Raw genomic sequence first — 26318 nt, 5'->3', positions numbered from 1 at the left:
AGGGATGGGCGTCCGGTTCAGAGCGCACCCGCCGCCGACGGTTGGTCGAGCTCATCGGCGACGCGCTTGCGCAGCACGTGCTTCTGGATCTTTCCGGTCGCGGTCATCGGCAGCTCGGCGATCGGGATGACCCGTTCGGGAGTCTTCTGGATCGCCACCCCACGGTCGGTGAGATACGTCCGGAGCTCCTCGACCGTCGGCGCCTGGTGTCCCTCCCGGGGAACGACATAGCAGCAGACCTTTTCGCCGAGCTTCTCGTCCGGCATGCCGACGACCGCGAGCGCAACCAGGTCGGGGTGATCGGCGAGCTTGTCCTCGACCTCGCGCACGCTGATGTTCATCCCGCCACGGATGACGATGTCCTTGGTGCGCCCGGTGACCCGCACGAACCCGTCCTCGGTCATCACACCGACATCGCCGGATCGCGAGAACCCTTCCGGGGTGAACAGTTCCGCGGTCTCGTCGGGACGGTTCAGGTACTCGATCATGTGCGACGGTCCGCGATATGCGATGTCGCCCTCGCTTCCCCGGGGCACCTCGTAGCCGTCTTCGCCGACGATCCTGACCTCTGCACCCGGCAGCGCGGCTCCGTCCGAGGACACCGCACGCTGTGGGTCGTCCTCGATGGTGCAGGTCGTGGTCGACAGGTTCTCGCTCCGCCCGTAGAGGGAGAGGATGCTCGCGGTCGGCAACTTGGCCGCGGCGTTCTCTACCACCGCGGCCGGGATCGGGGAGCCCGCGCAGGTCCACACCCGTAGCGACGACAGATCCGCCTCCGGGTGCTCCTCCGCCGCCGCCATCAGCGTCTGCAGGAAGGTCGTGGCGGTGACCGCCGCCGTGCAGCCGTACTTCTCGATCTCGGCGAGCCCCTGCACCGGGTTCCATTCCGCCATGACGTGGGTGGACGCACCGGCGAGCAGCGGGATGAGGACGCTGGTCACCAGGCCGGTGGTGTGGGTGATCGGGGACGGGCCGAACTGGACGTCGGCCTCGGTGTGACCGAATGCGACCGTCAGTGCCCGGGCCCCGGACGCATAGGTGTTGAACGTGTGCAGACAACCCTTGGGGCGGGACGTGGTTCCCGAGGTGTAGACGATCACGAAGGGCTCGTCAGGGTGCACGCGGAAGTCGATCTCGGCGTCGATGTCCTCGGCGGCGACATCGGAGACGACGATGTCTTCGAGCACCGACACCCCGCGCTCGGCGAGAGCCCCGAGGTCCTCCTGCGTCGCTCGCACCGCGACGATGGATTCCAGGGTCCCGCCCTCCCGGCGGATCTCCTCGAACATCGACACGTAGTCGAATCCCCTGAAGGACACCGGAGCGATCGCGAACTTGATTCGCGCATCCGAGACCACATGCGACACTTCGTCTTTGCGGTAGATCGGCATGATCGGCACCATGACCGCGCCGACCCGTGCGAGGGCAGCGGCGATGACGACGAAGGCCGCCCAGTTCGGGAGCTGGACCGCGACCCGGTCTCCCGCCGCGAGGCCACGACGTTTCAGTCCGAGGGCAAGTCGCTGGGACGTGTCGTAGAACTCGGCATAGGTCAGCGTATGGGTGCCGTCGGTGACGAAAACCTTGTCGGGATTGGCTTCCGCGCGGGAGCGCAAGAGCTCGGTGAAGTTCTGATCGGTCCATTGACCGCCCGCGTAGAACTCATCGACCTGTGCCTGGGTGTATCGGCCGAGGTAGTGCTCGCTCGTCATGACGCCATCCTCCGTTGGTCAGTCGCACACATCGTCCAAAGGTTAGAATGGTTGGACCATATGCGCAAGCGTCTGCCAGACAAGGAGAACGCCTGCAATCCTCCCTAGCGTGCGGAACGCGTGAATATCCCCCGAAGGAGGTATCGCGTGGGGCATGAGGGTGATTTTATGGTCTGACCTAACTAACCATTGCAAATCACGGCGAACTGCCTGATTCTGGTCGTGACGCCGTTCACACGGCCGAGCGACATGTCGGCCGGCTGCTACCGAGGAGCGAGATGACAACCATCGACTACCGCGAGTTCTACATCGACGGCGGCTGGCAGAGCCCCACCGGCCCGGGCCTGCTGGACGTGCGGTCCCCCACGACCGAGAACACGATCGGCAGCGTGCCGGCCGCTTCTACCGCTGACATCGACCGAGCGGTGGCGGCGGCACGGGCGGCCTTCGACGCGCCCGACGGATGGGCGACCTGGCACCCCAAGCAGCGTGCGGAGGTCCTGGACCGCTTCGCCACCGAACTCGAGGCGCGCGCCTCGGAGACGTCGCGTCGCGTCGCGCTGCAGAACGGGATGCCCATCTGGCTCGCCGAACAGTTCGAGGGCGGCTTCCCGGCCGTACTCCTGCGCTACTTCAGCCAGATGATGGTCGACGCCCCGGCGGTCGACGAGCGCGCAGGGTTCCTCGGGGGCACCGCGCGGGTCACCCGGCACCCCATCGGCGTCGTCGCGGCGATCGTGCCGTGGAATGTGCCACAGGCGATCTCGTTCCTCAAGCTCGCGCCGGCACTGGCGGCCGGGTGCACCGTGGTGCTCAAACCCGCCGAGGAGACCGTCCTCGACGCCTTTCTCATGGCCGAGGCGGCTGCCGCGGCCGGCCTGCCTGCGGGCGTCCTCAACGTGGTGCCCGGTGGCCGTGACATCGGCGCCCACCTCGTCGAACACCCGGGGGTCGACAAGGTGTCTTTCACCGGTTCCACGGTCGCCGGACGCACGATCGCGGAGGTCTGTGGCCGACTGCTGCGGCCGGTCACCCTGGAACTCGGCGGCAAGTCGGCAGCGATCCTCCTCGATGACGTCGATCTCGACGCCTCGCTGGAGTCGCTGTTCGGTGTCACCTTCCTGAACAACGGCCAGATCTGCTGGCTCAACACCCGGGTGTTGGCGCCGCAGTCGCGATACTCCGAGGTGGTGGATGCCCTCACCGGCCTCGCCGAGTCCCTCAAGGTCGGCGACCCGCTCGACCCGGCGACGAAGATCGGGCCGCTGGTGTCGGCGCGCCAGCGTGAACGGGTCGAGGGATACATCGCCAAGGGCAAGAGCGAAGGAGCGCGCCTCACCACCGGTGGTGGCCGTCCCGCCGGGATCGACCAGGGATATTTCGTGGAGCCGACGGTCTTCGCCGACCTCGACAACAACGCCACCATCTCGCGGGAGGAGATCTTCGGTCCCGTGCTCAGCGTCATTCCCTTCGCCGACGAGACCGAGGCACTCGCGATCGCCAACGACAGCGAGTACGGGCTCGGCGGGTCGGTGTGGTCCGCAGACGTCGAGCGCGCCGCGACAGTCGCCGGTCGGGTGAAGTCCGGCACGGTCGGGGTGAATCATTACACCAACGATCCGGTCGCTCCCTTCGGCGGGATCAAGAACAGCGGAATGGGACGCGAGCTCGGGCCCGAGGGTCTCCACACCTTCCAGCACCTGCACACCGTGTACCTGCCGCCCGTCGGCTGAGACGGTCTCGACGCAGGGCACCTGTAGACTGTGCCCTGCGTCACAGTTCGGTGAGGAGCTCATGGTCGATGATGGTCGAGAACCCGGGTACAGGCCGCACGACAACCAATGGGTTGCGCCGCTATCTGACCCGCCTGCAAAGTGCCGGCGATGAGGCGACCGGCGTGGTCGCGTGTCGCGAGGCCTGCGCTTCCCTCGGTTTCTCCAAGGCGATGTTCTCCTGGGTCGAGGGATCCTCGTGGACACCGGAACACGTGTTCGTGGGCCCCGACGTCGGCGACGAGTTCGACGCGCTGCGCACCGCGGTGGACGGCACGTCGGTGCCGTTGATGCGTGCACCGCGGGAGGCAGACCTGGTGAGGTATCGCCGGCCATACGTGCTGGAGCGAGGCGGCTATCACCGCGATGCGTACCGCCCGCTCATCGATCTGTCCGATCCGGCCGCCTATGCCGCGGCCCCGATCATCGCCAACGGCCGCACGGTCGCGATCCTTCATGTGGATCGCGACCGCAGGCCGATCACGGACAACGATCTCCAGCTGCTCCTGCTGGCCACCCGCATCTGCGGTTCGGTCATCACCACTGCCGAGAACAGGCGCCTCCTCCGCCGTGACGCCGACACCCTTCAGCGGCTGTTCGACGGGGTCCTCAATCCGACCCGTCCGACCCGCGTGGGCGCCTTCGGTGCCGCCACAACAGACGACGGCCACACTTTCCGTCTTGCCGACGATCCGGCCCCACAGCTCAGCGACCGCGAGCAGGCGGTTCTCCGACTTCTGGCCACCGGGGCAACCAACAGGCAGATCGCAGCTGACATGTTCATTTCCGAGGGAACCGTCAAATCCCATGTACGCCATATCTTCCGGAAACTCGGCATCGATTCGCGAGCGCAGGCGGCCGCGTTTCATCGCGAGTCCCGCATCGGTACGGCAGCGGAGCGGTGAACACCGGACCAGGCCTCAGCGGACTCCCCGACCACGCAGTCGCAGCCATACTCGATGCGCGCGACCGCACCGAGCTCGGCCGACGGTTGTGCGAGGCCGTCGCGGAGGTGGTCCACACCGAGTGCGTGATCCTGGTGGAGATCGGAACCACTGACGTCCGTGAGATCGCCCGTCACGAGACGCTCGACCGCCCCGGGCTCGACAGTTCACCTCCGGTCGAACCGTCGCTGACACCCGCGGTGCGCGATGTGGTGAAGGCCGCCGACGGACGGACATGGTCGCTCGTCGATGTACCCACATCGGGGCACCGTGCGGTTGTGGTCATCCCACGGACACTCCCCACGTGGGAGGCCGATGTGTGCGGACTTCTCGTCGACCTCACCGTCGCCACCCTCGACCGTCTCGAGAGCGAGGACATGGTGCGCGCTCACCGGACTCGGTTACGCGCGTTGAGCGACGACATCAGCGAACTACACTCCCAGCCGCGCGAGTTTCACGACGGAACCAGAGCGTCGGAGTTCGCCTCAGCGGCATCACTTCTCACCGATCGCGAGCGAGATATTCTGGAGCAGCTGCTCGATGGGGCGTCAAACGCGACCATCGCCGAGACCTTCACCCTCTCCATCGAGACGGTCAAGACCCACGTGAAGCACATACTGCGGAAGATGGGTGCCGCCAACCGTGCGGAGCTGATCTCGAGATCAGGATGACGCTGTCACGAGGAGGAATCGGCGACCTCCACATGAACCTCGTCCTGATCGGAGATGATCAGCTGACAGGACAACCGTGAGGACGAACGGGCACCGTCCAGGAACTCGACGAGTTCTTTCTCCTCGTCGGTCGGCGGGTCGAACATCGCCGAGGACTCGTCGTTCAAGAAGACGTGACACGTTGCGCACGAACAACTCCCACCGCACTCGGCGACAATTCCGGGCAGGTTGTTGCGGACTGATCCGTCCATGACGCTGCGGCCTGCCGGCACCTCCACGGACTGTTCACTGCCGTCGGGCAGGTGGTAGACGACTCGCGCCATGTTCGGCCTCCTGGTGTGTCTCCGTCGAACGGGGCTCGGGCTGCCCCCAGCACGATTGTCACTCTTTCGGCATGTCTCGGCGTCCCCCCGACGGGTGTGATCGGTTGTCCGACAGAGGTACACGACCCTGCACGTGGACCCGGCGGCCCCAGGCGTCGTCCTCGAATCACTCCGCGGACATCGCGGATACCACCTCAGGGTGATGCGGCGCGTGTGACGTGGCCAACAGACTTGGGTCACACAGCTCATCGTGACCGCACCAGATTGGACATCCGAATGACCTCCACCGCGCAGTCCCCGGCCGATGTGACCATCCCGGACGACATCGCCCGACAGATCGTCCTGCCCGACGGGCACCGGGACGACGCTCGCCTCTTCGAGGCCTACCGCTGGCTCCGGGAGAACAATCCCCTCGGCGTCGCCCGCGTCGACGGGTACGACCCGATCTACCTCGTCAGCAAGCACGCCGACATCATGGAGATCGAACGTCAACCACACGTGTTCACCAGTGCGGGCGGGGAGAACAAGGGCGCTTTCAACCCGATTCTCGCCAATCAGGCCGGCGACGAGTTCACCAAGTCGATCAACAACGGCAGCCTGCGGATCCTGGAGACTCTCACCTATCTCGACCCGCCTGAGCACACTGTCGTCAAGGACATCGCCGCAGACTGGTTCCGCCCGGGAAATCTGAAGCAGTGGGAAGACACGATCCGCCAACTCGCCAGTGAGTCGGTGGATCGGCTTCTGGCCGGGGACGGGAAGATCGACTTCGTCAAGGACTTCGCACTGCAGTACCCGCTGCACGTGATCATGAGCCTGTTCGGCGTCCCCGAGTCCGACGAACCCCGGATGATGTCACTGACGCAGGAGTTCTTCGGGACCGCCGATCCCGACGCCGCGCGCGACGATGTCGAGCCGCTCACTCCGGACGCCGCCGCCAAACAGTGGGTCGCGACGATCCAGGATTTCTACGCCTACTTCGACGGGCTGCTCATGGACCGCCGCACGAACCCGACAGACGACCTCGCCTCGATCATCGCCGTCGCCAAGAATCCCGATGGCGAGTACTTCCCGAAGGAGGTCGCCTACGGCTACTTCATCGCGATCGCGACCGCCGGGCACGACACCACCTCGTCGACGATGGCCGGGGCGATCCACGCTCTGTCCCAGAGCCCGGAGTTGCTGGCCAGGGTGAAGTCCGACCTTTCCCTCGTACCCAACCTCGTCAACGAGTCGCTCCGTTGGGCCTCGCCGGTCAAGCACTTCATGCGGACCGCACTCGAACCGTATGAGCTGAGCGGTCGCGCCATCGAACCCGGAGACCGGTTCATGCTGCTCTACCAGTCCGGCAACCGTGACGCCGATGTGTTCGACGCGCCGGATGTCTTCGACATCGACCGCCGCCCCAACAGGCACATCGCGTTCGGCTACGGTCCGCACATGTGCATCGGCCAGCACCTCGCGAAAATCGAGTTGCGGATCATGTTCGAGATACTGCTGCCGCATCTGGACGCCGTTCACCTCACCGGGGACCCCAGGTTCATCCAGACCAACTTCGTCGGCGGACTGAAGAACCTCCCTGTCGAACTCGAGTTCTCCGGCCGATGAGTCCGACCGACCGACCGATCGTCATCGTCGGCGCCGGCCATGGCGGCACAACGCTCGCCGCACTGCTCCGGCAGTCCGGTTTCGACCGACCTGTCGTGATGATCGGTTCCGAGCCGCACCCGCCCTACCATCGGCCACCGCTGTCGAAGAAGTTCGGCGGTCCGCAGGTGTGCCAGCCGCTGCGACCTCCGGAGTTCTACGCCGACAACGCCATCGAACTGCGGACGGCTACGACGGTCACCGGGATCGACCGGCTCGACAAGTACGTGCAGCTGTCGACCGGGGACCGGCTCGCGTACTCGTCACTCGTCCTGGCCACCGGATCAACCCCCCGACGGCTCTGGGTGCCCGGCGCCGACACACCCGGTGTGTTGACGCTTCGGACGATCGAGAACGCCGGCGCACTCGGACATGCACTCGACCGCCGCGCCGGACTCGCCATCGTCGGCGGCGGTTATGTCGGCATGGAGGTCGCCGCGGTCGCCCGGTCGAGGGACGTACCCGTGACGATCATCGAGCGCGAGGACCGTGTCCTCGCCCGGGTCGCGAGCCCGGAACTCTCCCGACGCCTGACCGACTACCACCGTTCGCGTGGCACCCATATAAATGTCTCCGCCGTGGCGACCGCGATCCGGGAGCGCGAGGGACGCGTCGGCGGTGTGGAACTCGACGACGGTTCGCTCGTCGAGGCCGACACCGTGCTGGTCGGAGTCGGGGCCGTCCCGAACGACCGCCTCGCCCACGACGCCGGGTTGGCGTGCGACACCGGGGTGATCGTCGACGAGTGCGGACGGACCAGCGACCCTTCGGTATTCGCGATCGGAGACGTCGCACGCCGGCCCGTCCACGGCGTGGACGGTCTGGTCCGACTCGAGTCGATCCCCAATGCGACCGAACAGGCACGACAGGTTGCCGCGGTGGTCGTCGGCGAGCCGCCACCAGATGCCGAGGTGCCCTGGTTCTGGTCCGATCAGTTCGACCTGAAGCTGAAGATCGCGGGTCTGATCGCGCCGGGCAGCCGGGTGGTCACCCGACCGGGCACGAAGGAGGGCTCGTTCGCGATCTACCACGTCGCCGGCGACGACACCGTCTGTGCGGTCGAGACAGCGAACTCACCCGGCGACTTCATCGCAGGCAAGAAGTTGATCGCACAACGCTCGCCCGTGTCCCCCGCCCGCCTCGGCGACCCGTCGGTGTCGCTGCGCGATGTCAGCCGGGCCCTGCCGGTCGGATCGTGACACGGACCCCATCACCACCACAGGAGAGAACGATGAAAACACAAGCGGCGCTGCTCACCGGACTGGGCAGCGATTTCACCGTGGCCGAGATCGACATCGACGGACCGCGCGCCGGTGAGGTCCTGGTCCAGATCGAGGCGGTCGGGATCTGCCACACCGACCTCGCCGCTCGCGACGGCGTGCTGCCGGTCGAGTTCCCCGCTGTCGTCGGCCACGAAGGTGCCGGCCGGGTAGTTGCCGTCGGCGACGATGTCACGAAGGTCGCGGTCGGCGACAAGGTCGGCGTCACCTTCAACAGTTGCGGCCGGTGCACCACCTGCACCACCGGCCGGCAGTCGTACTGTGAACGCTTCAACGAGGTCAACTACGGCGGTGTACGTGCCGACGGCAGCAAGCCGCTGAGTCGTGACGGCAGCACCGTCGGCGGATTGTTCTTCGGCCAATCGTCGTTCGCTCGGCACGCGCTCGCCAATGAGCGCAACGTCGTCAAGATCGACGACGACATCCCGTTCTCACTGCTTGCTCCGCTCGGGTGCGGTGTCCAGACGGGCGTCGGCGCCGTGACCAGGTCCCTGAACGCACAGAAGGGGTCGGCCATCGCGATCGCCGGCGGCGGCTCGGTGGGTCTGTCTGCGGTGCTCGGAGCGGTGATCCGGGAGTGCGCGATCGTCATCGTCGTCGAACCGAATCAGAAACGTCGCGACCTGGCCCTCGACCTCGGGGCCACCCACGCGGTCGATCCGGCGGGCGGTGACGTCGCGGAGCAGATCCGCCAGATCGTGCCCAGGGGTGTCGACCACGTCGTCGACACCACCGGCATCCCTTCCGTGATCAACAGCCTCATCGGCGCAGTGGCCGTGCGCGGAACCGTCGGTCTCATCGGGGTGCCCTCCGATCCCGCCGCCGGCGTCGACCTGAACATCATCACCGCACTCACCCTTGGTCTGACCATTACAGGTATCATCGAGGGTGACAGCGTGCCGGATGATTTCATCCCTGAACTCGTCGAGCTGTACCGCACCGGGCGTCTCCCGCTCGAGAAGCTCGTCACCACGTTCGAGTTCGCCGAGATCAACCGGGCGGTGGCCGCCCAGCACGACGGCGACGTCGTCAAACCGGTGCTCGTCTTCGAGGAACGGTGACACGTCCGGCCGCACCCTGAACCGGTACCTGACCCCGCGACGCCCCTTCACTTTCCGCGGGGTCAGGTACCTTCCAGTTCCGTTCGATCCGGCCCTGTCCCCACCCCCGCCCGAGACATGCCTGCACTGCGGGACATCCCTCGAAAGGGGTAATCGCCGCGGCAGAAGCGATTACGGGCTCGCCGGGTGCCTACGGTTGGCCGAACGGTACAAGGGAGATTCGAATGACCAAGATCTGGCCGTGCGACGACGAGGCGAGTGACCGCTTCCCCATCTTCACCCGCGCCAACACCGGGGAGGTGTTCGTCGATGCGGCGACGCCGCTGACCTGGAGTCTCTACGGCCGAGGCGTGTACGAGAACGGTTACCGCGACGCGCTGTGCCGCATCGGCGCGTTCACGCCCGACGACTTCCGCCCCGAATGGGAAGGCGAGATGGTCGGTTGTTTCGGCGGTTACGTCTACATCAACGTGTCCGCGTCGCGGGTACTTGCCGTCCGCGCCCCCGGGATGACCTGGGAGGCAATCGATCAGTCCTTCTTCGGCGACCAGCCCGATGTGCCTCCTTACCAGCCGCATCCCCTCGACGAGAACGAGGCGTGCACCGAGCGGATGGGCGCTTGGATGAATTCCCTGTTCGGCGCGACCTCGGTACCCGAGATCGACGAGCATCGACGACAGATCGATCAGATCATCGCCGAACGTCCCGATCTCGGCGCATTGAGCGCCGCCCAGCTGATCGAGCGCTTCCGGTGGCTCGTTCCCCGGATGCGAGAGATCTTCGCCACCCACATGGTGCAGACCTACAGTTCCAACATCGTCACCGGCGCCATCGCTCAGGGCGCCACTGCCGCGGGAGCCCCCGAGCTGATCTCCGGTCTCACCGCCGGAGTGGGGAACGTCGACTCGGTCGTCCAGTCCATCGACATCTGGAAGCTGTCGCGTCTTGCCGGGAAGTCCGCCGTGGCAGCCGAATTCGACAAGGGTGTCGACGGGGTGATCGGTCGCCTGGAGGCCCTCGGCCACCCCGACGCCGAAGCCTTCCTCTCCGCATGGCGCCGCTTCCTCGACCGCTGGGGGTTCCTGGGACCCAGCATCTGGGAGCTCCGGTCCCCGACCTACGAGCAGAATCCCGAGATCCCGCTCCGGATGATCGATCGCGCACGGGGAGTCGCCGACGAGAACTCTCCGGAGTCACGGGCCCGCGAACTCGAGTCCGAGCGGGCCAAGGCCGTGGCTCTGGTGTCCGAACGTCTCGCGGGGACCGAACTGCACGACGCCTTCGTCGCGGCGGCGAACGTCGTGCCGGTCTACATGCCGGCACGTGAGGCGATCAAGGTTCAGTGCACCCGCATGATCGAGGAAGCACGCAAGACGATGCGCGAGTTGGGCGGTCGACTCGTCGTCGACGGAACCCTCGACCGCTGGCAGGACGTCCTGCTGCTCATGAACGACGAGATCGACGAGTTCCTGCGGGACCCGGCGCAGTGGAAGGACATCGTCGCCGAGCGCAAGGAGAAGCTCACCCTGCTCGAATCACTCACTCCGCCTTTCGTCTTCACCGGTCGACCACCGACTCTCGACGAGTTCACGCCGAACAGCTCACGCTCGGACTCTGCCGCAGCCCAGGGCACGGTGCTCACCGGGATCGGCGCCTCTCCGGGCACCTACACCGGCCCGGCACGTGTCATCACGTCGCTTGACGACGAGGGCGACTTCGAGCCCGGCGACGTACTCGTCGCGAGGACCACCGATTCGTCCTGGGGACCCCTCTTCCTCACCGCGGGAGCAATCGTGTGCGAGACCGGGGCCGCGATCTCCCACGCCGCGATCGTCTCGCGCGAACTCGGCCTGCCCTCCGCCGTGTCGGTGGCGCGTGCGTCATCGCTCATACCGGACGGCACCATCGTCACGGTCAACGGTGACGACGGAACCGTGCTCGTCCACTGACATGAACGAGCAACGAGCACGGCTCGACATCGGCAGAATCGAGGTTCCCCGGCCCGCCGATGTCTTCGCCGACCTCATCCGCGACAAGATCGTCGACGGAGATCTCCCGGTCGGCACACAATTGCCACCGGAGCGAATCCTGGTGCAGGAGAGCGGTCTCACGCGGTCGACCGTCCGGGAGGCCCTCGCCCGGTTGCAAAGGCAGGGGTTGCTCGTGACCCGACCGGGTCGAGGCGGCGGCTCGATCGTGTCGCGGCCCACCGCGTCGGCCTTCATGAGTTCGGTCGATCTCCACCTCCAGGGCTGGGCACCCGGAACGCAGATGCTCTTCGAATCACGGCAGGTCATCGAGCCCTGGTGCGCCTACTTCGCCGCCGAGCGGCGCACCGACCGCGACATCGCCGCGCTCGAACGCATCAATGACGAATCCGCTCAGAGCATGTCGGACCTCTCGGCGTTCATCGACTGCAAGATCCGGTGGCACACCGCGCTCGCCACCGCAGGCCACAACGACCTCCTGTCCACGTTCATGGAGGCGGTCTCGCGAGCGATCCTGCGTCAGACCGACACCGAGGCCCACCGCGACCCGGCGGCGATGGAGCGGTCACTGCAATCGCACCGCGAGGTGACCGCGGCCATCGAAGCCGGCGACTCCACACTCGCCCATCAGCTGATGACCAGACACGCACACACACCGCCGCTCATCCAATCCACCGAGGACTCCGAGTCGTCGGATTCTGATTACTGCACGTCGTGGCCCCGGCGCCCGGCGTGACGACAGCACGCCACCACGAGGGGACTCCCATGCTCGAGCTCAACGACCGGCTCCGTCACGACATCTCCGGCGGGTTCGCCCGCGAAAGCCTCGCTTACTGCGCCATCGTTCCCGGTGAGGCCATCTACCTGCTGTACACGTGGGTGTCGGGCGAGGACGTCGCCGGATACGCATTCGCGATCTACGAGGACGGACCCGAGCCGTCGCTCTTCGTGCGCGAGGAAGGGATTCCGGCGCGCGGTCAGAATTTCGACGACTTCCGAATCGGGAACCTCGAGGTGCATGTCGGCGACGATTTCACCACGGCAACAGCCGCTTACAGCGGTGCGGACGTGGCCATCTCGATGGAGTTCGAAGCCTTCCACGAGCCCTTCGACTACGACTCGAACATCGGGGGTTGCCCGCGGTACCAGGCGACCAATCGGTACGAACAATCCGGGTTGATCCGCGGGGAACTCACCCGGGATGGGAAGACCAGCGCATTCGAGGTACCGGGTCACCGCGACCACTCGTGGGGGCGGCGCGACTGGGACGCGATCCATCACTACAAGTGGCTGTCCATTGTCGGCGCGGACCGGGCGGCGAACATCATGGTCGCACTCGTGGAGGGCGAGACCATCTACAACGGCTATGTGTTCGTGGACGGACAACTCTCGCCAGTCGTCTCTGCGAAGGTCGACACCAAATATGACGACGACTACTTCCAGCAGGCGATCGTCGCCGAGGTCGTCGACGAGGCCGGACGGACGACCGCCATCGAGTTTCCCGACCACTACGCAACGGCCCGGTGGGACATATCGCCCACTTTCAACTTCACCGACACGGGCATGTCGGGAACACTCGCCGGCGGACCCGTGAGTGCCTACATCCAATACACCTGGCCGCGGGCATATCTCGATCATCTGCTCACGAGGGCCCCCTACGCCACTGCGTGAACCTCGACGTCGTCCTCCGGGTCCCAGGAAGGCCCGGGGGTGATCCGCGTCTCTGCGTGCAGACCCTTGCGGTTTTGGTCACACCATTCTATGGTTGATATTTAGAGTGATAGGACCACTCCCGCGGCCTCCGGGCCTGCCACGCCAGTGAGCGAACGGATCCCCATCATGCTGTGCCTTGCCGAAATCGCACCTACCCCCGCCAATCACGCGCGAGCCGACGTACGGCCCGCATTTCGGCCACGAGTCCACCGGCGGTACGGGTCAGAGCGCCTCACCGACGATCTCGTCGTCCAGGCGTTGGACACCTACCGGATGGTGACCTTGCGACTCTCCGCCGGGTCGCCGAGCGTCCCGGGGGCGCCGGCGTGGCTGCGTTCGCAGCGGCTGTTCGACGTCGATGACGTCGAGCAGTTCATCGCGCGGTCGTGGGCAGAGTGCATCGCTTTGCTCGACCGCCCCGGGAACCTGCCCGCGGGCGCGATCGCAGGTCTCGTCGCCGTGCTGACCCGGCTGCGCGACCTCGAGGCCGCGACCGTGGCCCAACGGCGGGCCACCACACTCGACCTCCATCGCCGCGCCGCCGATGCACTCGGGGTCGTCTCGCGCAGTTCGTCTGTGGCCGAGCTGTTCCGCGCGATACCCGAACAGGCCGCACGACTCGGTTTCGACCGGGTCCTGTTCTCCACGGTGTGCTCGGGCACCTGGCATCCGCAATCGGTGTACTGCCGCGACGGAGCGGAGTGGGCCAACGGATACCTGACCGATCCCACGATCGTCTTCAGTCTTCCCAGCGCGGCGACACACCGGCACACCGTGAGAGTCGACGCCCCGACCATGCTCCGCCGGTCCGAGCCCGAAGCCGGGTTCCGTCTCTGGAAGCGCTCCCGGTCGAAGACGTTCTGGATGGTCCCCGTCGTCGACGCGAATCGTGTGGTGGCCATGATCCACGCGGACTGCCACCAGTCCGAACACCTTCCGACGCGTGCCGAGATCGAAGCGCTCGAAGACTACTGCCGCCGAATCTCCGGTCTCATCGTTCGCGAGAGCCTGAGAGCCGGTCCCCCGCGGAAGACAGACCAGCACGCGCACGGGCCCATCGGCATCGCGGAGGTGATCGACCAGACGCGCGAGGTCTCCCGCTCGGTGGCAGATCGCGGCCGCCTGCACGTCGTGGACGACACGGCCGGTTGCGACTTCCGGACCGTGCTCTCCGGCCGTGAGATCCAGGTGGTACGGCTGATGGCGGAAGGTTTGACCAATGCGCAGATCGGCCGCCGCCTCACGATCACCGAGGGAACCGTCAAATCCCACGTCAAACGAATACTGAAGAAGACCAGCTCGGCCAATCGAGCTGAGGCGGTGGCGAATTGGTTCAATTCGCAGCCGCAGGCGACCGGATGAAAGGCTCACGTGTATGACGACCGAACTGCTGCTGATCAGGCACGCGCGCCCGCACGCCGTCACCCACGATCCGGCCGGCGCCGATCCAGGGCTGACCGACGAGGGGGTCGCCCAGGCGCAACTTCTGGCCGACTACCTGTCGCGCAGACCGTACGGAGAGGTGAGCGGGCTGGTGAGCAGCACGATGCGGCGCGCGAGAGAGACCGCCCAGCCCTTGCAGAAGGCCCTCGGATTGCCGGTGACGCTCGAGGACCGGATCGTCGAGGTCGACTCCGGGTGGAAGAACTACGGAACGGCGATCGACCAGTACCCCAGTAGGCGTGCCGGCTGGGAAGATCTGAACTCGGGGCGGTTCGGCGGAAACACGTTCGACCTGGGCGCCTTTCGCGATCGGGTCGTCAGTGGTTTCGATACCGTGATCGACAACGCGGCACCGGATTCGGTCGTCGCCGTCGTCTGCCACGGCGGGGTGATCAGCACGTTCCTGTCCCATGTCCTCGGCACGACGAAGATGTTCTTCGTCGACGTCTCCTACACTTCCGTGACGCGACTCGTGACCGACGGTGACGGTTATCGCGAGGTGGTGTCGGTGAACGAGACCAACCACATCGAACGCGCACTCGTCTGATCGAGCCGGGATGCGCCGATCCACCGGACCGGCGCATCCCGACCGACCTAGTTGACGGTGACCTTCCCGCTGCTGCCGTCGACGGTCACTATCGTTCCGTCCGGGATGCGCGTCGTACAGTCCTGTACCGACACCGCTGCCGGGATGCCCAGTTCGCGTGCGACGATCGCGGCGTGGGAGATGGCGGCCCCGGTCTGGCAGACCACGGCGCCGGCCGAGAGGAACAGGGGCCCCCACGACGAGTCGGTGGTCATCGCCACCAGTACGTCACCCGGTCCGAGCTCGACATCGTCGAGTAGGGAGTGGACGACGCGAGCAGGTCCGGTGTGGATGCCGGGCGCGACGCCCAGACCACCGATGATGTCCCCGCTCCGTACCGCATCGACGATCGCGTTGTCGCGGTCGTCGAACTCTTCGATCGGCGGCGGCGCACCCTCCAGGATGAACGGGGGCCACTTGCGCTCGAGGACCTCCAGGGTGTGCTTGCGCTCGGCGACCACCGAGTCGAACGCGGCTGGATCGTCGAGGAAGGCATCGGCTTCGTCGTCCATGACCAGCAGCACGTCCTCCCAGCGCACGAGCACTCCTCGCGAGACGAGCCTGCCGCCGAGTTCGCGCATCGTCATCCGCGCCTCTTCGCACAGCCGCGTGCATTGGACTTTGGTCGCCTCTCTGGCGGGCAGGAAGACCGTCGCCGCGTGCGCCGCCGCCTCGAACTGCGCACGGGTCTCGGGATCGAGTTTTTCGGCGATCGCCGCCACTGCCGCGTCCCGCTCGGATGCCGAATGGGCGGTGCGCGCATACGGGGACTGCTCGTCACCGACCCGCCTCGCGTGATCGAGCATCCGCAGCGGGATCTCGGGGTTCGACCGGTACGTGGGTGATCGACCCTCCCAGACACTCGGGCCCAGAAAACCCCAGTTGTCCAGGAACGCCGTCCACCCGTCGACGAACTCACGGGTCGCGTGCGAGTCCGGGGAGTCGACGAGCCCGCGCACGACGTCGATCCCGGCGTCGAACGCGGCCGAGAGTTCCGCGCTGTTCCTGACCAGCCGGGACAGATCCCACAGGTCGAACGACTGCTGTGCCGAATCGACATCGCCCAGGCCCGACGTCGTCTTGGAAACCAGCTGAGACTCTCCGACGGCGTCGCCCACCTGCGCGATGAGCCCGGTGATGATGTTGCTGGCGTAGAGGTGGACGATGTGCGTCGCGAAGACCGGGCGCATCTCGGGGACGAGACTGCGGTAGCGGTCCAAGAGTTCCTGATCGCTCAGTCGGGACAGGTCCGGCCGCTGCGCGATCACGGTGTCGATCCGGGCGCGATGCTCGGCCAGTTCCGGAACCTCGGTGGCTCCGAACAGGGACTCCATCCACGCGACCATTCGCTCGGACGCCTGTTCGTTCTCGTCCGCCGGGTGCGGCGCGTACGGCCGCACGTCGGGATGTTCACCGAAGAGCGATCGGTCGATGGCCTCCGCGGTCATCCCCGGAGTGCGCACGGCCAGCACGCGGGAGATCGACACGTTGATGTACACGTAACCGCCGAAGCAGCCGACGACCTCGCACTCCCCCTCGGGACGGAAGTCCTCGGGGGTGAACACGCCGATCTGGTACAGACCGTCGCGATAGCCGGCGTCGTAGACGCCGCGACCGAACGCACTCCACGTGAGTGGGGTCGCCGCGTCGCTGAACACCTCACCGGTGTTCGCCCGGGTGAAGATCGGAAACCGCTGGCTCGGTTCGTCGTCACATGGCCATTGAATTGTCATGTCAGCTCCTCGCATTCGTCTGCGACCGTCACCGTGGATGGACCGTGGCGGGCAACGGGTCGGTACGCAGCAGCGTATGGCTCACCACACTCCGGCCCTCTTGTTGTGATCTGCGTTACCTCTTAAGAGGCAACGTCGGCTCCGGTGGTGTCGGACGGGTTCGATGCCGCCGAAACTGGCGTCCATGATCAGAGCAGAAGACGCCGAGTTCCATCCCCCGACGACCGACGCGCGCATGTGGACCGAAACGAACTACTTCGGGTTCGAGATCCCGGAGGTGCCGCTTCACATCGGCTTGTATGCGCTGTTCCGCCCCAACCTGGGCGTGGTGAACTCCGCGGTGTTCGTCAACTCACGCCGCGTGACGTCGGCCTGGGAGATCGATTTCTGGGACAGCCGGGCGTACCTGCCGATGCCCGAATCCGGTAGCCTGCTGGACTTCTCGTTGGACAACGGGTTGTCCATCACGTGTCTGGAGCCGAACAAGGTGTGGGACCTCCACTATGACAACGGCGAATCCCTCCGTGTCGACGTCCGGTACGAGGCCCTGATGGAGGGTTTCGACATCCACGATCCGGCGATGGACCCACGGGCCAAGCAGTCGGTGGGAGACCTGTCCGGCAGTGCCGCCTACGCCGGCCACTTCGACATGACCGGAAAGGTCACCGGGGAGGTGACTCTCAACGGTGTCACCCACGCGGTGGACTCGATGTCGACCATGGACCACAGCTGGGGCGTGCGGGAAGAGAAGCAGCTCGGCACCATGACCTGGCTGCAGGCACACTTCGATCACGACCTCGCCGTGCACTCGATGTTCGCCTTCGACCCCACCATCGGTCCCGACCAGACCGTCGTCGCCGAGATCACCCACGGCTATGTCCTCGACCACGGCAAGGGAATCGGGCTGCGGGACGGGCGCGCCACCATCCGACGCCGCGGCATGTACGCCGACACCATCGACCTGCATCTGACCGACGCGGACGGTCGCGAATGGGAGCTCTCCGGTACGGCACAGACCCAGTTCCCGTGCCAGTTCTGGCCCGGGTCGATGGCGTTCATGGTCCTGCCGCGCTGGACCATGGGCGACCGGACCGGCTACGGGACCAGTACCGACTTCCTCGACCTCCATCACTTCACCAGGCTGTACAACTGAGGAAGCTGCTCGACCCAGCGGCACTCGAGCCGTCGTCGACCGTCACCTCGCCAGGAGGTGGTCGAGGTAGGACCGCGGCCAGGTGTACTCGACGTAAGCACGCACTGCGTGCCCGTCGAGTTCACCGGTGAACATGGTGTCGGAGAAGTTGAAGGTGGGACTGACATCCCAGCGCGCGAGCGTGTGCCGCGTGTCGAGATCCAGGATCTTCGTACGTCCGGCCTCGTCGACGATCTCCGCCCGCACGACGTCCTGGACGAAACCGTCTCCGTATGTGGTGCTGATCGCGGCACTGACCACGGGTGACTGCACCCCGTCCAGATACAGGTATCCGTTGACATCGACCTCGCCCTCGGCGAGCGTCCACATCAGGTTGGTGGAGCAGTCGGGGCCCGATGCCGCGATCCACTTGTAGTGGTGGATGGCATCCCAGTCGCGGGTCCCCCACGAATGGTCACGGTGACCGGGGCCGTCGAAACTCCGGACCTCTCCCTGCCATTCCAGCTTTCCCACGATGCGTCCGGTCTGTTCGTATCTGTTGTCCGCGAGATACCCCGGGGTGCCGATCGCATTCGACCCGTAGTCGAAGGCCGGGTGGATCGCCTCGAAGGCGAACTCGACCGACAACTCGGCGGACTCGAACGCGGCCTCTGCGGTGCGGAGCGGTTGTCCCACTTTGAGACTCGCGCCGTCGACGTTCCAGTTGTCGAAGTCCTGACCGCCGACCTCGAGACCGTCGCGATGGTCGAAGAAGACCGGGTCGGGACCGGCGCCGTGGAGTACGAACGCCCGTCCTCCCTTCCCGGCGTCGTCGACCCAGGTGTACCAATGGCCCATCAGACCGTGCTCGGGGAGGATGAGACAGTACGCGACACTCTCGCGCGCGAATCGTCCGCTGATCTCGTGCCGGAGATGGTCGGTGCTTGTCAGAGACATGGTGGCTCCGTTTCGTGTTGTCGGGATGTGCCGTGTTGCGGCGGTCACCAGGTGGCGCTGCGCCCCAGGGGGATGAATGCCTCGCCCATCACGAACGCCGGCGGTAGCAGATCCTGGGCCTGGCCGTTGGTCAGTGGGAAGTAGGCCTGCGCGGTGAGCGGATCGAGCTCGTCGAACTGTTCCTCCTGCACGAACTGATCCCAGAGGCCGACGGGACGCGCGAACGGCGCCATCATCTCTCGCGTGTAGACGAGGACGCCGGCCATGATCCGATCGCGACGGCTCATGCTCGCGATCCGCCGGTACAACCGGGCCACGCCCCTCCGGCACCGATCGGTGATGTCCTGTTGTTCGTCTCGGTCGATGATCGTGAGTTCCGTGCTGTCCCAGCGATCCTTGCGGTACACCGCGAAGTGTGTCAGCGACTTCCAGTAGTCGGCATGATCGACCGTGAAGGTGGTGCCGATGTCGTTGATGTTGAACTCCGGTGCGGTGCTGTCGAAGATCATCGCCTGGGTGACGCAGTACGGCAGCTCGCCCGCGGCGTCGTCGACCCAGGGGTACAGCTGCTCACGGAGGAAATGATCGCGAACCAGCATCACACGTCCATCGGCGAGCTCATACGGCCCGCTGGTGTTCGTCGCCGATCGGGTGTCGAACATGAGGAGAAACCCGAAAACCTCTGTCGCAGCGTTGAATTTCCGACAGAAGTCCTGATGCTCGGCGTCCTCCACAGGTCTGCGTTCGTCGGCGAATCGTTCGATCCAGTCCTGGTCGAGTACGCGTGGCTTGTAATCCCGGCCGGAGATGAAACCCCGTCCGGATCCGTACACGCCGTGCTGGATCCGCCTCTGGAACTGTATGGCGGAGTTGAGTTCGTGCAGTCTGTCGTACGGTTTCTGCAGCCCGAGCGACGTCAGCAGACCGCGACCCATGAGGGTGCAGATGTTGACCCAGGCCCGCGTGTTGTTCAGTTTGTCCGCCGGCCGAGAGGAGTGGGTTCGCGCCAGTTCGACCAGACCATCGGCTCCCCCGGCCGCCTCGGTGACGAGATCGTAGAGGTGCGGGAACTTCAGCCACTGCTGGACGAACGCCACGGTCTCGTATTCCTGACGAGGGATCAGTCCGGACTCACCTTCGGTCGAGCGACGGGCGAGAAGATCCCAGAGATTCCAGCCCGAGTACGCCAGGTAGTCGTCGATCTCCTCGACCGACAGGCGGTTGGGTTTCACGTTCTGATCCGTTGTGTCGACGATGCCGGACCGCAGAGTCGCCAGAATGCTCGTGTCACCGTCGCTGCCGAGCGGGTGCACACCTCGATACCTCTGCAGCATCACCTCGAAATCGATGTCTGACATGACCTCTCCGATCTGCTCGTGCGGCTCGCGGCCGGGTGCCGCAGCCGGTGAGGCACATGCAACCAGGCAGCGCCGGCACGCTTCGGAGTCGACGGAGCCGGGAGTGGAGGTTTCTACATTCGCCCCGGGTGCGCGGGGACCCCGGGACGGCCGAACGCCCAGGATGCCTGTGACCTCGAACACACTCGAACGTGGGTTTCTCCACCCTTCCGGACCGGCGGCAGGCCTCGGGTTCAGCCGTACGGGCGGGTTCAGCGGCCGGGCGGGTTCAGCTGGTCGGGCGCGACCGGCCCAGTCGCTGGGACCCGCGGGCCCGCGGATCCCAGAGCGGATGGGCCCGGTTCCGGAGCGCGATGATCGACAGCGCGGTGTGGACCGAGAGTTGGGCGAACGGATCGTTCAACACGTCGAGGCCGGTCAGCTTTCGCACCCGGGCCAGTCGCTGGCGGACGGTGTTCTCGTGCACCGACATCACCGCGGCGGTCCTGCGTACGTTGTGACCTCCGCGCGAGAACTGGGCAAGAGTTGCCATCAGCGTCTCCATGTCGCTGTCGGACTGGTCGGTCCACAGCGGCCCGAGGGTGTGCTCGACGTAGCGGCGGATCGCGGCGATGTTCCCGTTGGCCACCAGGATTCGCGCCGGACCCAGGTCCCGCACGCTGAGGATTCTCGTGTGCTCGGCGGTGAACCGCTCGAGACAGGCCACGATCTCCAGGGCCTCCTCATAACCGTCGCTGATGGCAGTGACGCCGACCGCGCCCGATACCCCGCATTGGATTCCGGTCTGCGGCATCGAAGCGGCCAGGCATCGGCACACATCCTCGATCAGCCGCGAATCTCCGACTCGTTCGGACCGCCCGGCGTCGACGATGAGTGCCGGACCGCGCGGGGTGCGCGCACCCAGGACCCGGCAGTCGAGCATGTCTCCCATCGCCCGGGTGAGGACATCGATGTCGTCGATTCCGGACGCACCGACCGAGTCGTCGACCGCGACGACCACACATGTGCTCTCCGCATCGATTCGCAGCTCGGACGCGAGTTCCGCTGAGCTGCGGTCGAGTTCGGTGCGACGCAGAAGTCGCTCGACGAGCCCACGGGTGCGCTCGGAGATCGATCGGTGCACGGCGTGGTGGAGGCTGCGATGACGAGCGAGATACACACCGCCGCGTTCGAGGAGGAACCGGTCGTGGCTGCCGAACTCGCGGTCGCCCTCGACCATGACGAGCCAGTCGCAGGGCTCCCCCGTCTCCGGGTCCGAGACCGGCTCCATGAGGCACCGGCGTGCCACGCCAGACGCGGTCCGGACGATTCCCAGACGCGGACACCGTTCTCGCGAAGCGGATTCGACGCCCTCGGCGTCGACATCGGAAAGGTCGACATCGGGAAGGTCGACATCGGGGGCATCGGCGGTCCCACCGGTCCGCGCCGACATCGTCACGTGTCCCCCGTGGTCGTACAGCCACAGGTCGAGATCGGTCAGTTCGGTGATGGCGGTGAAGAGTTCGGTGAAGCCGCAGCCGGCACCCAATCGGTCGGCGAGGCGAACCTCGATTTCGTGCCGCCGCAGCAAGAGTTCGTACCGCCGCGCCGGGTGGCCACCGGCTTCCCGGGCGATCGGGGCGTCCGAGGGCGGTGACATCGGATTCAGACGGTGGTCAAAGCCGACTGGAGTGCAGCGATCACGCCGTCGTCGACGCCCGCACGCTCCGCGAGGTACCCCCGCGCACCGCCGTAGGCCGTTTCCAGATGCCTGAGCAGTGCGCTCATCGACTCCGGTGGGGACTCGAACAACACCCGGGCGATCTCAGGATCGCGCTGCGCCTCGACGAACAGGTGGGCGTAGGTGTCTATCCGGTTGGGACGCAGAATCCCCGTCAGCGCGAAGTCGCCCACCACCTGCTCGTCGGGGACGCCGAGCGCGGACAGGACGAGTGCGATCAGGACCCCGGTGCGGTCTTTGCCCGCGGCACAGTGGACCAGAACCGGCAGTCGATCGGCGTCTGCGATCACCCGGATGGCGTCGCCGAGTTCGGCGGCCCGGTTCTCGACGAGTCGGGTGTAGAAGGCTGTCATGTCCGCGACACCGAACCGCGCCATCTCGCCGGACAGCAGCATCCGCATGTAGTTGGTGTCACTCCCCTCACCCCCCTCCTCGATGGGGATCGTGACGAGTGCGGCACCACACACGTCTGCCCATGCCGTCGGCGCGCGGGACATCTCCCCGGGTGCACGCAGATCGATCACCGTGCGGATTCCCAGACCCCGATACTGTGCATCCGCGGTCGCGTCGTAGATCGCATACGAGTCCGGACCGCCGGGCAGGACGAGTGCCTCCGACCGCAGGACGCGCCCGCGGGCGACAACCGACCCGTCCCGCGTGCGATATCCCCCGATGTCCCGAAGGTTCGACGTTCCCGGGAGCGGGATCCGGCGGTCGGTGTCGGTCATCGGGTGCGCGCGTCCGCGGAGTCCCCGGATTTTCGTATGCAGTAGGCGATCAGGTGATCGACGTCGCGGCCTGCCGCCAGTGCCGGGTCGGCCCGAAGGCACTGGGCCAGACGCGAATAGAACACCGTCGGGAACACCCCGAAAGTCGGGAAGATCTCCTCGTCCCCACCGGCAAAGGGTGCCCACCGGTCGAGGAACCGGAGCATGCCGAGTGCCTCGTCGCGTTGCTTCGGCTGCCGCACAGTACTTGTCATGATTCGTCCTCCACCGATCCTCGTCGCGTTCCCGCGCCTTCCAGAGTAGAACCCCATACCCTATTTGGACAGACCAAATAGAGTGCGGCAGCTCACATCAGTCCTCGACCGACAGCGCCCGTACCGGACAGCGGCGCACCGCATGTTCGACCTGTTTGCGCTGATCCTCACCCGGCGTCTCGTCGAGCACCTCGAGCTCGCCGTCGTCGTCGATGGTGAAGACATCCGGGGCGGCGTACTCGCACTGCCCGTGGCCCTCACACAGATCCCAGTCCACGTGGATTTTCATCGTCTACTCTTTCTCGACGCGGACATTCAAGCGTTTGAATGCGTGGAATTGATTGGTGTGTAACCGATCTGGCTCGCCAAGAGGCTTGATCCGCAGACCACGATCGAGCATCTGCCCCAGGAAGGCCACCGCCTCGGCACGCGCCAGGTGCGATCCCATGCACGCGTGGATACCCCAGCCGAAGCCGACGTGTTCGTTGTCCTCGCGGTCGATCCTCACCATGTCGGGATCGCGGAACATCGCCGGATCCCGGTTGGCCGCCTGGAACCAGCACACGACCTTGTCGCCGGCCTTGATCGTCCGGCCGTCCCACTCGACGTCCTTCGAGGCGGTGCGCCGCATCGCCCGGATCGGGGTGATGTAGCGAAGCATCTCCTCGATCGCGGGCTTCAGCAGCGACCGGTCGGCGACGAGCTTGTCCCACTGGTCCGGGAACTCGTCGAACGCCAGGATCATGCCCGTCAACAGATTTCGCGTCGTCTCATTGCCTGCACCGACCAGCACGAAGTAGTAGGCCGCGAGGTCCTCCCACGGGAGCGGCTCACCGTCGAGTTCGGCGTGGACGAGTTTCGACACGATGTCGTTGCGGGGCTCCCGTCGCCGCTCGTCGCTGAGTTCGCGGAAGTAGGCGAACATCTCGGCTCGCGCCCGTTCCTTCTCGTCCGGCCGCACCATGTACTCCGGGTCGTCGGAGACCACCCGGTTCGTCCAGTCGAGCAGCAGCCCGCAGTCCTCGAGTGGTACCCCGAGGACCTGGCCCAGCGCCTGAATGGGCAGGAGCGCCGACGCCGAATGGACGAACTCGACCTCGCCGCGTGCCTCTATGTCGTCGAGGATCGCGCTGACGGACCGGTCGATGACGTCCTGCCACTCCTTGATCCTCACCGCCCGCAGATGGGGCGCCGCCAGTTTCCTGAGCTTGCCGTGACGAGGGGGATCGGTGTTGTGCACCGTGCTCGTCCCGCCCTCGACCTTCCGGCTGAGGATCTGGGTGCCGTCACCGTTGATGAACGTCTCCGGGTCGGTCACGACGCGGATGACGTCGTCGTACCGCGTGACCGACCAGAAACCAGGCCCCTCGGCCTCGTCGTTCCAGTGCAGGGGTTCGTGCTCGCGGAGTTGCGCGAGCATCATGTTCTCGGTGCCGTCGATGAACGGCCCCAGGTCCATCAGGTCGATGGACTGTTGGTCGACAGTCATTCGGTCCTCACAGGGTCAGTCGGACGAGACGTGCGGGAATCCGTTGCCGAAGAGCAGCACCGGGGTCAGGATCTCAGCGGCGCGCGGGCTCGTCAGCGTCGGCCACGCGGCCTCGGCGTTCGGGTGCAGGGTGTCGAAGCCCTCGGCGACGAACTTGTCCCACAACCCAACTCGTGACGCGTGCGGGAGCAGGAATTCGCGGGTGTAGACCATCACGCCGTCGCGGATCTTCTCCTCGGTCGACTTCTTCGCGAGGGTCTTGTACATCTGCAGGGTGCCGGTCTGGCACTGCGCGGAGATGCGCGCCATCTCCTCCGCGTCGAGCACACGCAGTTCGCTCATCGGCGTCGTCATGGTGTCGCGGGCGAAGACCACTCCACTCTCGAGGTATTCGAGGTAGTTCGAGGGCTCGCTGAAGGTCGTCTGGATCTCGTTGACCGTCGCCGAGACCTTGTCGGCCGAGAACACCATGACCTGGGTGACGCAGTACGGCAGCCCCTGCGCCACCCCCGCCCACGGATATGCGGTCTCGTTCAGGAAGTGGTCCCGGACGATGGCGAACCTGCCGTCGGGAAGCGGGTACGGGCCGGTGTCGGCCATGCCCGCGCGGCAGTCGTAGTGGAGCATGAAGCCGAAGAGCTCGGTGCGCGCGTTGAACTGTCGGAACGCCTGCAGCGCGTCCGGATCGTCCAGCGGCCGGACCTGGTCGACGAGCGACTGCAGGACGTCCGCGGCGAGTACGGGAACGGTGTACTGCCGGCCGGAGACGAAACCGGGCCCGTCGCCCCAGGTCCCGTGCTGGAGGCGCCGGCCGAACTGGATCAGCGTCTCGACGTCTTCACGCCGGCTCTGGGCCGTGTCCTGCCCCAGCTCGATCGCGATACCGCGACCGAGGATCGGGCAGACCGACGCCGCCCAGTTTCGGGTGACGTTGATCTTCGTGCCGACCTCCCGGCTGGAGGTCTTCGCCAGGTCGAGCAGCCCGTCGATGCCGATCTCGTCGGTGAGCATCCGGATGAACCGCGGGTAGTTGTTCCACTGCTGGACGAACGAGACGGTCTCGTACTCCTGGCGCGGGATGAGCCCGGATTCGCCTTCCGAGGCCCGTCCGAGGATGAAGTCCCAGAGGTTCCAGGCGGCATAGTCCAGCCAGCTGTTGATCTGTTCGTCCTCGAGGGTCGTCAGTCGGACATCGGTCGAGGTCGTGTCCATGAACGGCAGTTGCACGCGTTCGCGCATCTGGCGGTCGCCCTCCACACCCTGGGGCACCTCCGCCTTGAACGCCTGCAGGAAGGGTGTGGGGTCGAAGTCCGCGGGGGTCTCCGAGGCCGGGTTGGTCGTCGACATGGTTGCTCAGGCCTTCTCGTCGACGAGGAACACGAGACCCGTCTCGCCCGACGTGTCGAGTCGGACGGTGGTGCCGTCGGCGGGGATGGTCTCATCGCGCGAGGTCTGGATGCCCTCGGTGAACTGTGTCGACATCACGCACGGGATACCGAACTCGCGGGACAGGATCCCGAGGTGGCTCTCCGGGGCACCCTGCAGGGTGATCAGGCCGGCGACCCCGGCCATCAGCGCCGGCGACATGAAGGTGGTCGTACCACCCCGTGAGATCACGACGGTGTTCTCCACGTCCGGCCCGTCGATGAAGTCCAGCACCTCCTCCGGCGAATCCAGGAAGCGGATCTTGCCGGTTGCTCCCGTAGCCGAGGTGAAGGCCTTGACACCCGCACCGATCTGCTTGCCGGTGACAGTCTCACTACTGGTCATCGTGCTTCTCCTACCATTGGGGCGACGTGTCGCGAAT

Annotated in this window: 24 protein-coding genes; 12 read left to right on the top strand and 12 right to left on the bottom strand. The window is 66.0% G+C overall.

Features of this window, described 5'->3' with window-relative positions:
* Positions 1–17 precede the first annotated feature (17 nt).
* Positions 18–1712: an AMP-binding protein gene (locus tag ACSUZC_RS02105; protein WP_439031291.1), complete on the bottom strand. Its 1695-nt coding sequence runs from the start codon at positions 1710–1712 to the stop codon at positions 18–20.
* Positions 1713–1990: 278 nt separating this feature from the next.
* Between ACSUZC_RS02105 and ACSUZC_RS02100 the strand changes: the two genes are divergently transcribed.
* The 3 genes from ACSUZC_RS02100 to ACSUZC_RS02090 all read left to right on the top strand — a co-directional run bounded on the left by ACSUZC_RS02100 (position 1991) and on the right by ACSUZC_RS02090 (position 5099).
* On the top strand, positions 1991–3445 hold the full coding sequence (locus ACSUZC_RS02100; RefSeq protein WP_439031290.1) for an aldehyde dehydrogenase: 1455 nt from the start codon (positions 1991–1993) through the stop codon (positions 3443–3445).
* A gap of 68 nt (positions 3446–3513) precedes the next feature.
* Positions 3514–4389: a response regulator transcription factor gene (locus tag ACSUZC_RS02095; RefSeq protein WP_439031289.1), complete on the top strand. Its 876-nt coding sequence runs from the start codon at positions 3514–3516 to the stop codon at positions 4387–4389.
* Positions 4386–5099, top strand: coding sequence for a response regulator transcription factor (locus ACSUZC_RS02090; RefSeq protein ID WP_439031288.1), 714 nt, complete (start codon positions 4386–4388; stop codon positions 5097–5099). Before ACSUZC_RS02095 ends, ACSUZC_RS02090 begins: the two co-directional genes overlap by 4 nt.
* Positions 5100–5104: 5 nt before the next feature.
* Here ACSUZC_RS02090 and ACSUZC_RS02085 read toward each other — a convergent pair whose 3' ends face one another.
* A complete protein-coding gene (locus tag ACSUZC_RS02085; RefSeq protein WP_439031287.1) occupies positions 5105–5422 on the bottom strand; it encodes a 2Fe-2S iron-sulfur cluster-binding protein in 318 nt (105 codons plus the stop codon).
* Between the two features lie 276 nt (positions 5423–5698).
* Between ACSUZC_RS02085 and ACSUZC_RS02080 the strand changes: the two genes are divergently transcribed.
* From ACSUZC_RS02080 to ACSUZC_RS02045, 8 genes are all read left to right on the top strand, one after another.
* Positions 5699–7030 carry a cytochrome P450 gene (locus ACSUZC_RS02080; protein WP_439031286.1) on the top strand — a complete coding sequence of 444 codons (1332 nt, stop codon included), beginning with the start codon at positions 5699–5701 and terminating at the stop codon, positions 7028–7030.
* A complete protein-coding gene (locus tag ACSUZC_RS02075; protein WP_439031285.1) occupies positions 7027–8268 on the top strand; it encodes an NAD(P)/FAD-dependent oxidoreductase in 1242 nt (413 codons plus the stop codon). Before ACSUZC_RS02080 ends, ACSUZC_RS02075 begins: the two co-directional genes overlap by 4 nt.
* 32 nt (positions 8269–8300) lie before the next feature.
* Entirely contained in the window at positions 8301–9410 is a 1110-nt protein-coding gene (locus ACSUZC_RS02070; RefSeq protein ID WP_439031284.1) for an NAD(P)-dependent alcohol dehydrogenase, read from the top strand.
* A 224-nt stretch (positions 9411–9634) separates the two neighbouring features.
* The gene (locus tag ACSUZC_RS02065) at positions 9635–11359 is read left to right on the top strand and encodes a PEP-utilizing enzyme (RefSeq protein WP_439031283.1); all 1725 of its coding nucleotides are present in this window, start codon (positions 9635–9637) and stop codon (positions 11357–11359) included.
* A gap of 1 nt (position 11360) precedes the next feature.
* A complete protein-coding gene (locus tag ACSUZC_RS02060) occupies positions 11361–12134 on the top strand; it encodes a FadR/GntR family transcriptional regulator (protein WP_439031282.1) in 774 nt (257 codons plus the stop codon).
* 29 nt (positions 12135–12163) lie between these two features.
* Positions 12164–13069: a DUF7064 domain-containing protein gene (locus ACSUZC_RS02055; RefSeq protein WP_439031281.1), complete on the top strand. Its 906-nt coding sequence runs from the start codon at positions 12164–12166 to the stop codon at positions 13067–13069.
* A gap of 147 nt (positions 13070–13216) precedes the next feature.
* Positions 13217–14473, top strand: a complete 1257-nt coding sequence (locus tag ACSUZC_RS02050) for a response regulator transcription factor (protein WP_439031280.1) — start codon at positions 13217–13219, stop codon at positions 14471–14473.
* Between the two features lie 13 nt (positions 14474–14486).
* Complete coding sequence (locus tag ACSUZC_RS02045) at positions 14487–15101, top strand: histidine phosphatase family protein (protein WP_439031279.1); 615 nt, start codon at positions 14487–14489, stop codon at positions 15099–15101.
* A gap of 47 nt (positions 15102–15148) precedes the next feature.
* Here the strand turns inward: ACSUZC_RS02045 and ACSUZC_RS02040 are convergent, their stop codons facing one another.
* The gene (locus ACSUZC_RS02040) at positions 15149–16873 is read right to left on the bottom strand and encodes a PEP-utilizing enzyme (RefSeq protein ID WP_439031278.1); all 1725 of its coding nucleotides are present in this window, start codon (positions 16871–16873) and stop codon (positions 15149–15151) included.
* A 184-nt stretch (positions 16874–17057) separates the two neighbouring features.
* Between ACSUZC_RS02040 and ACSUZC_RS02035 the strand changes: the two genes are divergently transcribed.
* The gene (locus tag ACSUZC_RS02035) at positions 17058–18026 is read left to right on the top strand and encodes a DUF7064 domain-containing protein (protein WP_439031277.1); all 969 of its coding nucleotides are present in this window, start codon (positions 17058–17060) and stop codon (positions 18024–18026) included.
* A gap of 42 nt (positions 18027–18068) precedes the next feature.
* On the opposite strand, the gene ACSUZC_RS02030 is transcribed toward ACSUZC_RS02035, so the two are convergent.
* The 9 genes from ACSUZC_RS02030 to ACSUZC_RS01990 all read right to left on the bottom strand — a co-directional run bounded on the left by ACSUZC_RS02030 (position 18069) and on the right by ACSUZC_RS01990 (position 26281).
* Positions 18069–18962: a DUF7064 domain-containing protein gene (locus ACSUZC_RS02030; protein ID WP_439031276.1), complete on the bottom strand. Its 894-nt coding sequence runs from the start codon at positions 18960–18962 to the stop codon at positions 18069–18071.
* A 44-nt stretch (positions 18963–19006) separates the two neighbouring features.
* Positions 19007–20320, bottom strand: a complete 1314-nt coding sequence (locus ACSUZC_RS02025) for a hypothetical protein (RefSeq protein ID WP_439031275.1) — start codon at positions 20318–20320, stop codon at positions 19007–19009.
* A 268-nt stretch (positions 20321–20588) separates the two neighbouring features.
* The gene (locus tag ACSUZC_RS02020) at positions 20589–21959 is read right to left on the bottom strand and encodes a PucR family transcriptional regulator (protein ID WP_439031274.1); all 1371 of its coding nucleotides are present in this window, start codon (positions 21957–21959) and stop codon (positions 20589–20591) included.
* Between the two features lie 5 nt (positions 21960–21964).
* On the bottom strand, positions 21965–22768 hold the full coding sequence (locus ACSUZC_RS02015; protein ID WP_439031273.1) for a tyrosine-protein phosphatase: 804 nt from the start codon (positions 22766–22768) through the stop codon (positions 21965–21967).
* Positions 22765–23022 carry a hypothetical protein gene (locus ACSUZC_RS02010; RefSeq protein WP_439031272.1) on the bottom strand — a complete coding sequence of 86 codons (258 nt, stop codon included), beginning with the start codon at positions 23020–23022 and terminating at the stop codon, positions 22765–22767. Before ACSUZC_RS02010 ends, ACSUZC_RS02015 begins: the two co-directional genes overlap by 4 nt.
* A 97-nt stretch (positions 23023–23119) precedes the next feature.
* Entirely contained in the window at positions 23120–23311 is a 192-nt protein-coding gene (locus tag ACSUZC_RS02005) for a ferredoxin (RefSeq protein WP_439031271.1), read from the bottom strand.
* A gap of 3 nt (positions 23312–23314) precedes the next feature.
* Positions 23315–24511 (bottom strand): cytochrome P450, encoded by a 1197-nt coding sequence (locus ACSUZC_RS02000; protein WP_439031270.1) that lies wholly within the window; start codon positions 24509–24511, stop codon positions 23315–23317.
* Positions 24512–24526: 15 nt separating this feature from the next.
* Entirely contained in the window at positions 24527–25858 is a 1332-nt protein-coding gene (locus ACSUZC_RS01995; RefSeq protein WP_439031269.1) for a hypothetical protein, read from the bottom strand.
* A gap of 6 nt (positions 25859–25864) precedes the next feature.
* On the bottom strand, positions 25865–26281 hold the full coding sequence (locus tag ACSUZC_RS01990) for a PEP-utilizing enzyme (RefSeq protein WP_439031268.1): 417 nt from the start codon (positions 26279–26281) through the stop codon (positions 25865–25867).
* Positions 26282–26318: the final 37 nt, after the last annotated feature.

The organism is Gordonia terrae (assembly GCF_051789125.1).
GTDB lineage: Bacteria > Actinomycetota > Actinomycetes > Mycobacteriales > Mycobacteriaceae > Gordonia > Gordonia terrae_A.
Note: the sequence above shows the minus strand (reverse complement) of the source record. Positions and strands in the feature narration are given on the sequence as shown.

Bases quoted from the DNA above. Each gene is read 5' to 3' on its own strand.
- ACSUZC_RS02040 (WP_439031278.1), bottom strand. From the start codon at position 16,873: ATGACAATTCAATGGCCATGTGACGACGAACCGAGCCAGCGGTTTCCG.
- ACSUZC_RS02030 (WP_439031276.1), bottom strand. From the start codon at position 18,962: ATGTCTCTGACAAGCACCGACCATCTCCGGCACGAGATCAGCGGACGA.
- ACSUZC_RS02070 (WP_439031284.1), top strand. From the start codon at position 8,301: ATGAAAACACAAGCGGCGCTGCTCACCGGACTGGGCAGCGATTTCACC.
- ACSUZC_RS02080 (WP_439031286.1), top strand. From the start codon at position 5,699: ATGACCTCCACCGCGCAGTCCCCGGCCGATGTGACCATCCCGGACGAC.
- ACSUZC_RS02010 (WP_439031272.1), bottom strand. From the start codon at position 23,022: ATGACAAGTACTGTGCGGCAGCCGAAGCAACGCGACGAGGCACTCGGC.
- ACSUZC_RS02105 (WP_439031291.1), bottom strand. From the start codon at position 1,712: ATGACGAGCGAGCACTACCTCGGCCGATACACCCAGGCACAGGTCGAT.
- ACSUZC_RS01990 (WP_439031268.1), bottom strand. From the start codon at position 26,281: ATGACCAGTAGTGAGACTGTCACCGGCAAGCAGATCGGTGCGGGTGTC.
- ACSUZC_RS02060 (WP_439031282.1), top strand. From the start codon at position 11,361: ATGAACGAGCAACGAGCACGGCTCGACATCGGCAGAATCGAGGTTCCC.
- ACSUZC_RS02055 (WP_439031281.1), top strand. From the start codon at position 12,164: ATGCTCGAGCTCAACGACCGGCTCCGTCACGACATCTCCGGCGGGTTC.
- ACSUZC_RS02065 (WP_439031283.1), top strand. From the start codon at position 9,635: ATGACCAAGATCTGGCCGTGCGACGACGAGGCGAGTGACCGCTTCCCC.
- ACSUZC_RS02095 (WP_439031289.1), top strand. From the start codon at position 3,514: ATGATGGTCGAGAACCCGGGTACAGGCCGCACGACAACCAATGGGTTG.
- ACSUZC_RS02085 (WP_439031287.1), bottom strand. From the start codon at position 5,422: ATGGCGCGAGTCGTCTACCACCTGCCCGACGGCAGTGAACAGTCCGTG.
- ACSUZC_RS02000 (WP_439031270.1), bottom strand. From the start codon at position 24,511: ATGACTGTCGACCAACAGTCCATCGACCTGATGGACCTGGGGCCGTTC.
- ACSUZC_RS02015 (WP_439031273.1), bottom strand. From the start codon at position 22,768: ATGACCGACACCGACCGCCGGATCCCGCTCCCGGGAACGTCGAACCTT.
- ACSUZC_RS02045 (WP_439031279.1), top strand. From the start codon at position 14,487: ATGACGACCGAACTGCTGCTGATCAGGCACGCGCGCCCGCACGCCGTC.
- ACSUZC_RS02035 (WP_439031277.1), top strand. From the start codon at position 17,058: ATGATCAGAGCAGAAGACGCCGAGTTCCATCCCCCGACGACCGACGCG.
- ACSUZC_RS02020 (WP_439031274.1), bottom strand. From the start codon at position 21,959: ATGTCACCGCCCTCGGACGCCCCGATCGCCCGGGAAGCCGGTGGCCAC.
- ACSUZC_RS01995 (WP_439031269.1), bottom strand. From the start codon at position 25,858: ATGTCGACGACCAACCCGGCCTCGGAGACCCCCGCGGACTTCGACCCC.
- ACSUZC_RS02005 (WP_439031271.1), bottom strand. From the start codon at position 23,311: ATGAAAATCCACGTGGACTGGGATCTGTGTGAGGGCCACGGGCAGTGC.
- ACSUZC_RS02075 (WP_439031285.1), top strand. From the start codon at position 7,027: ATGAGTCCGACCGACCGACCGATCGTCATCGTCGGCGCCGGCCATGGC.
- ACSUZC_RS02025 (WP_439031275.1), bottom strand. From the start codon at position 20,320: ATGTCAGACATCGATTTCGAGGTGATGCTGCAGAGGTATCGAGGTGTG.
- ACSUZC_RS02100 (WP_439031290.1), top strand. From the start codon at position 1,991: ATGACAACCATCGACTACCGCGAGTTCTACATCGACGGCGGCTGGCAG.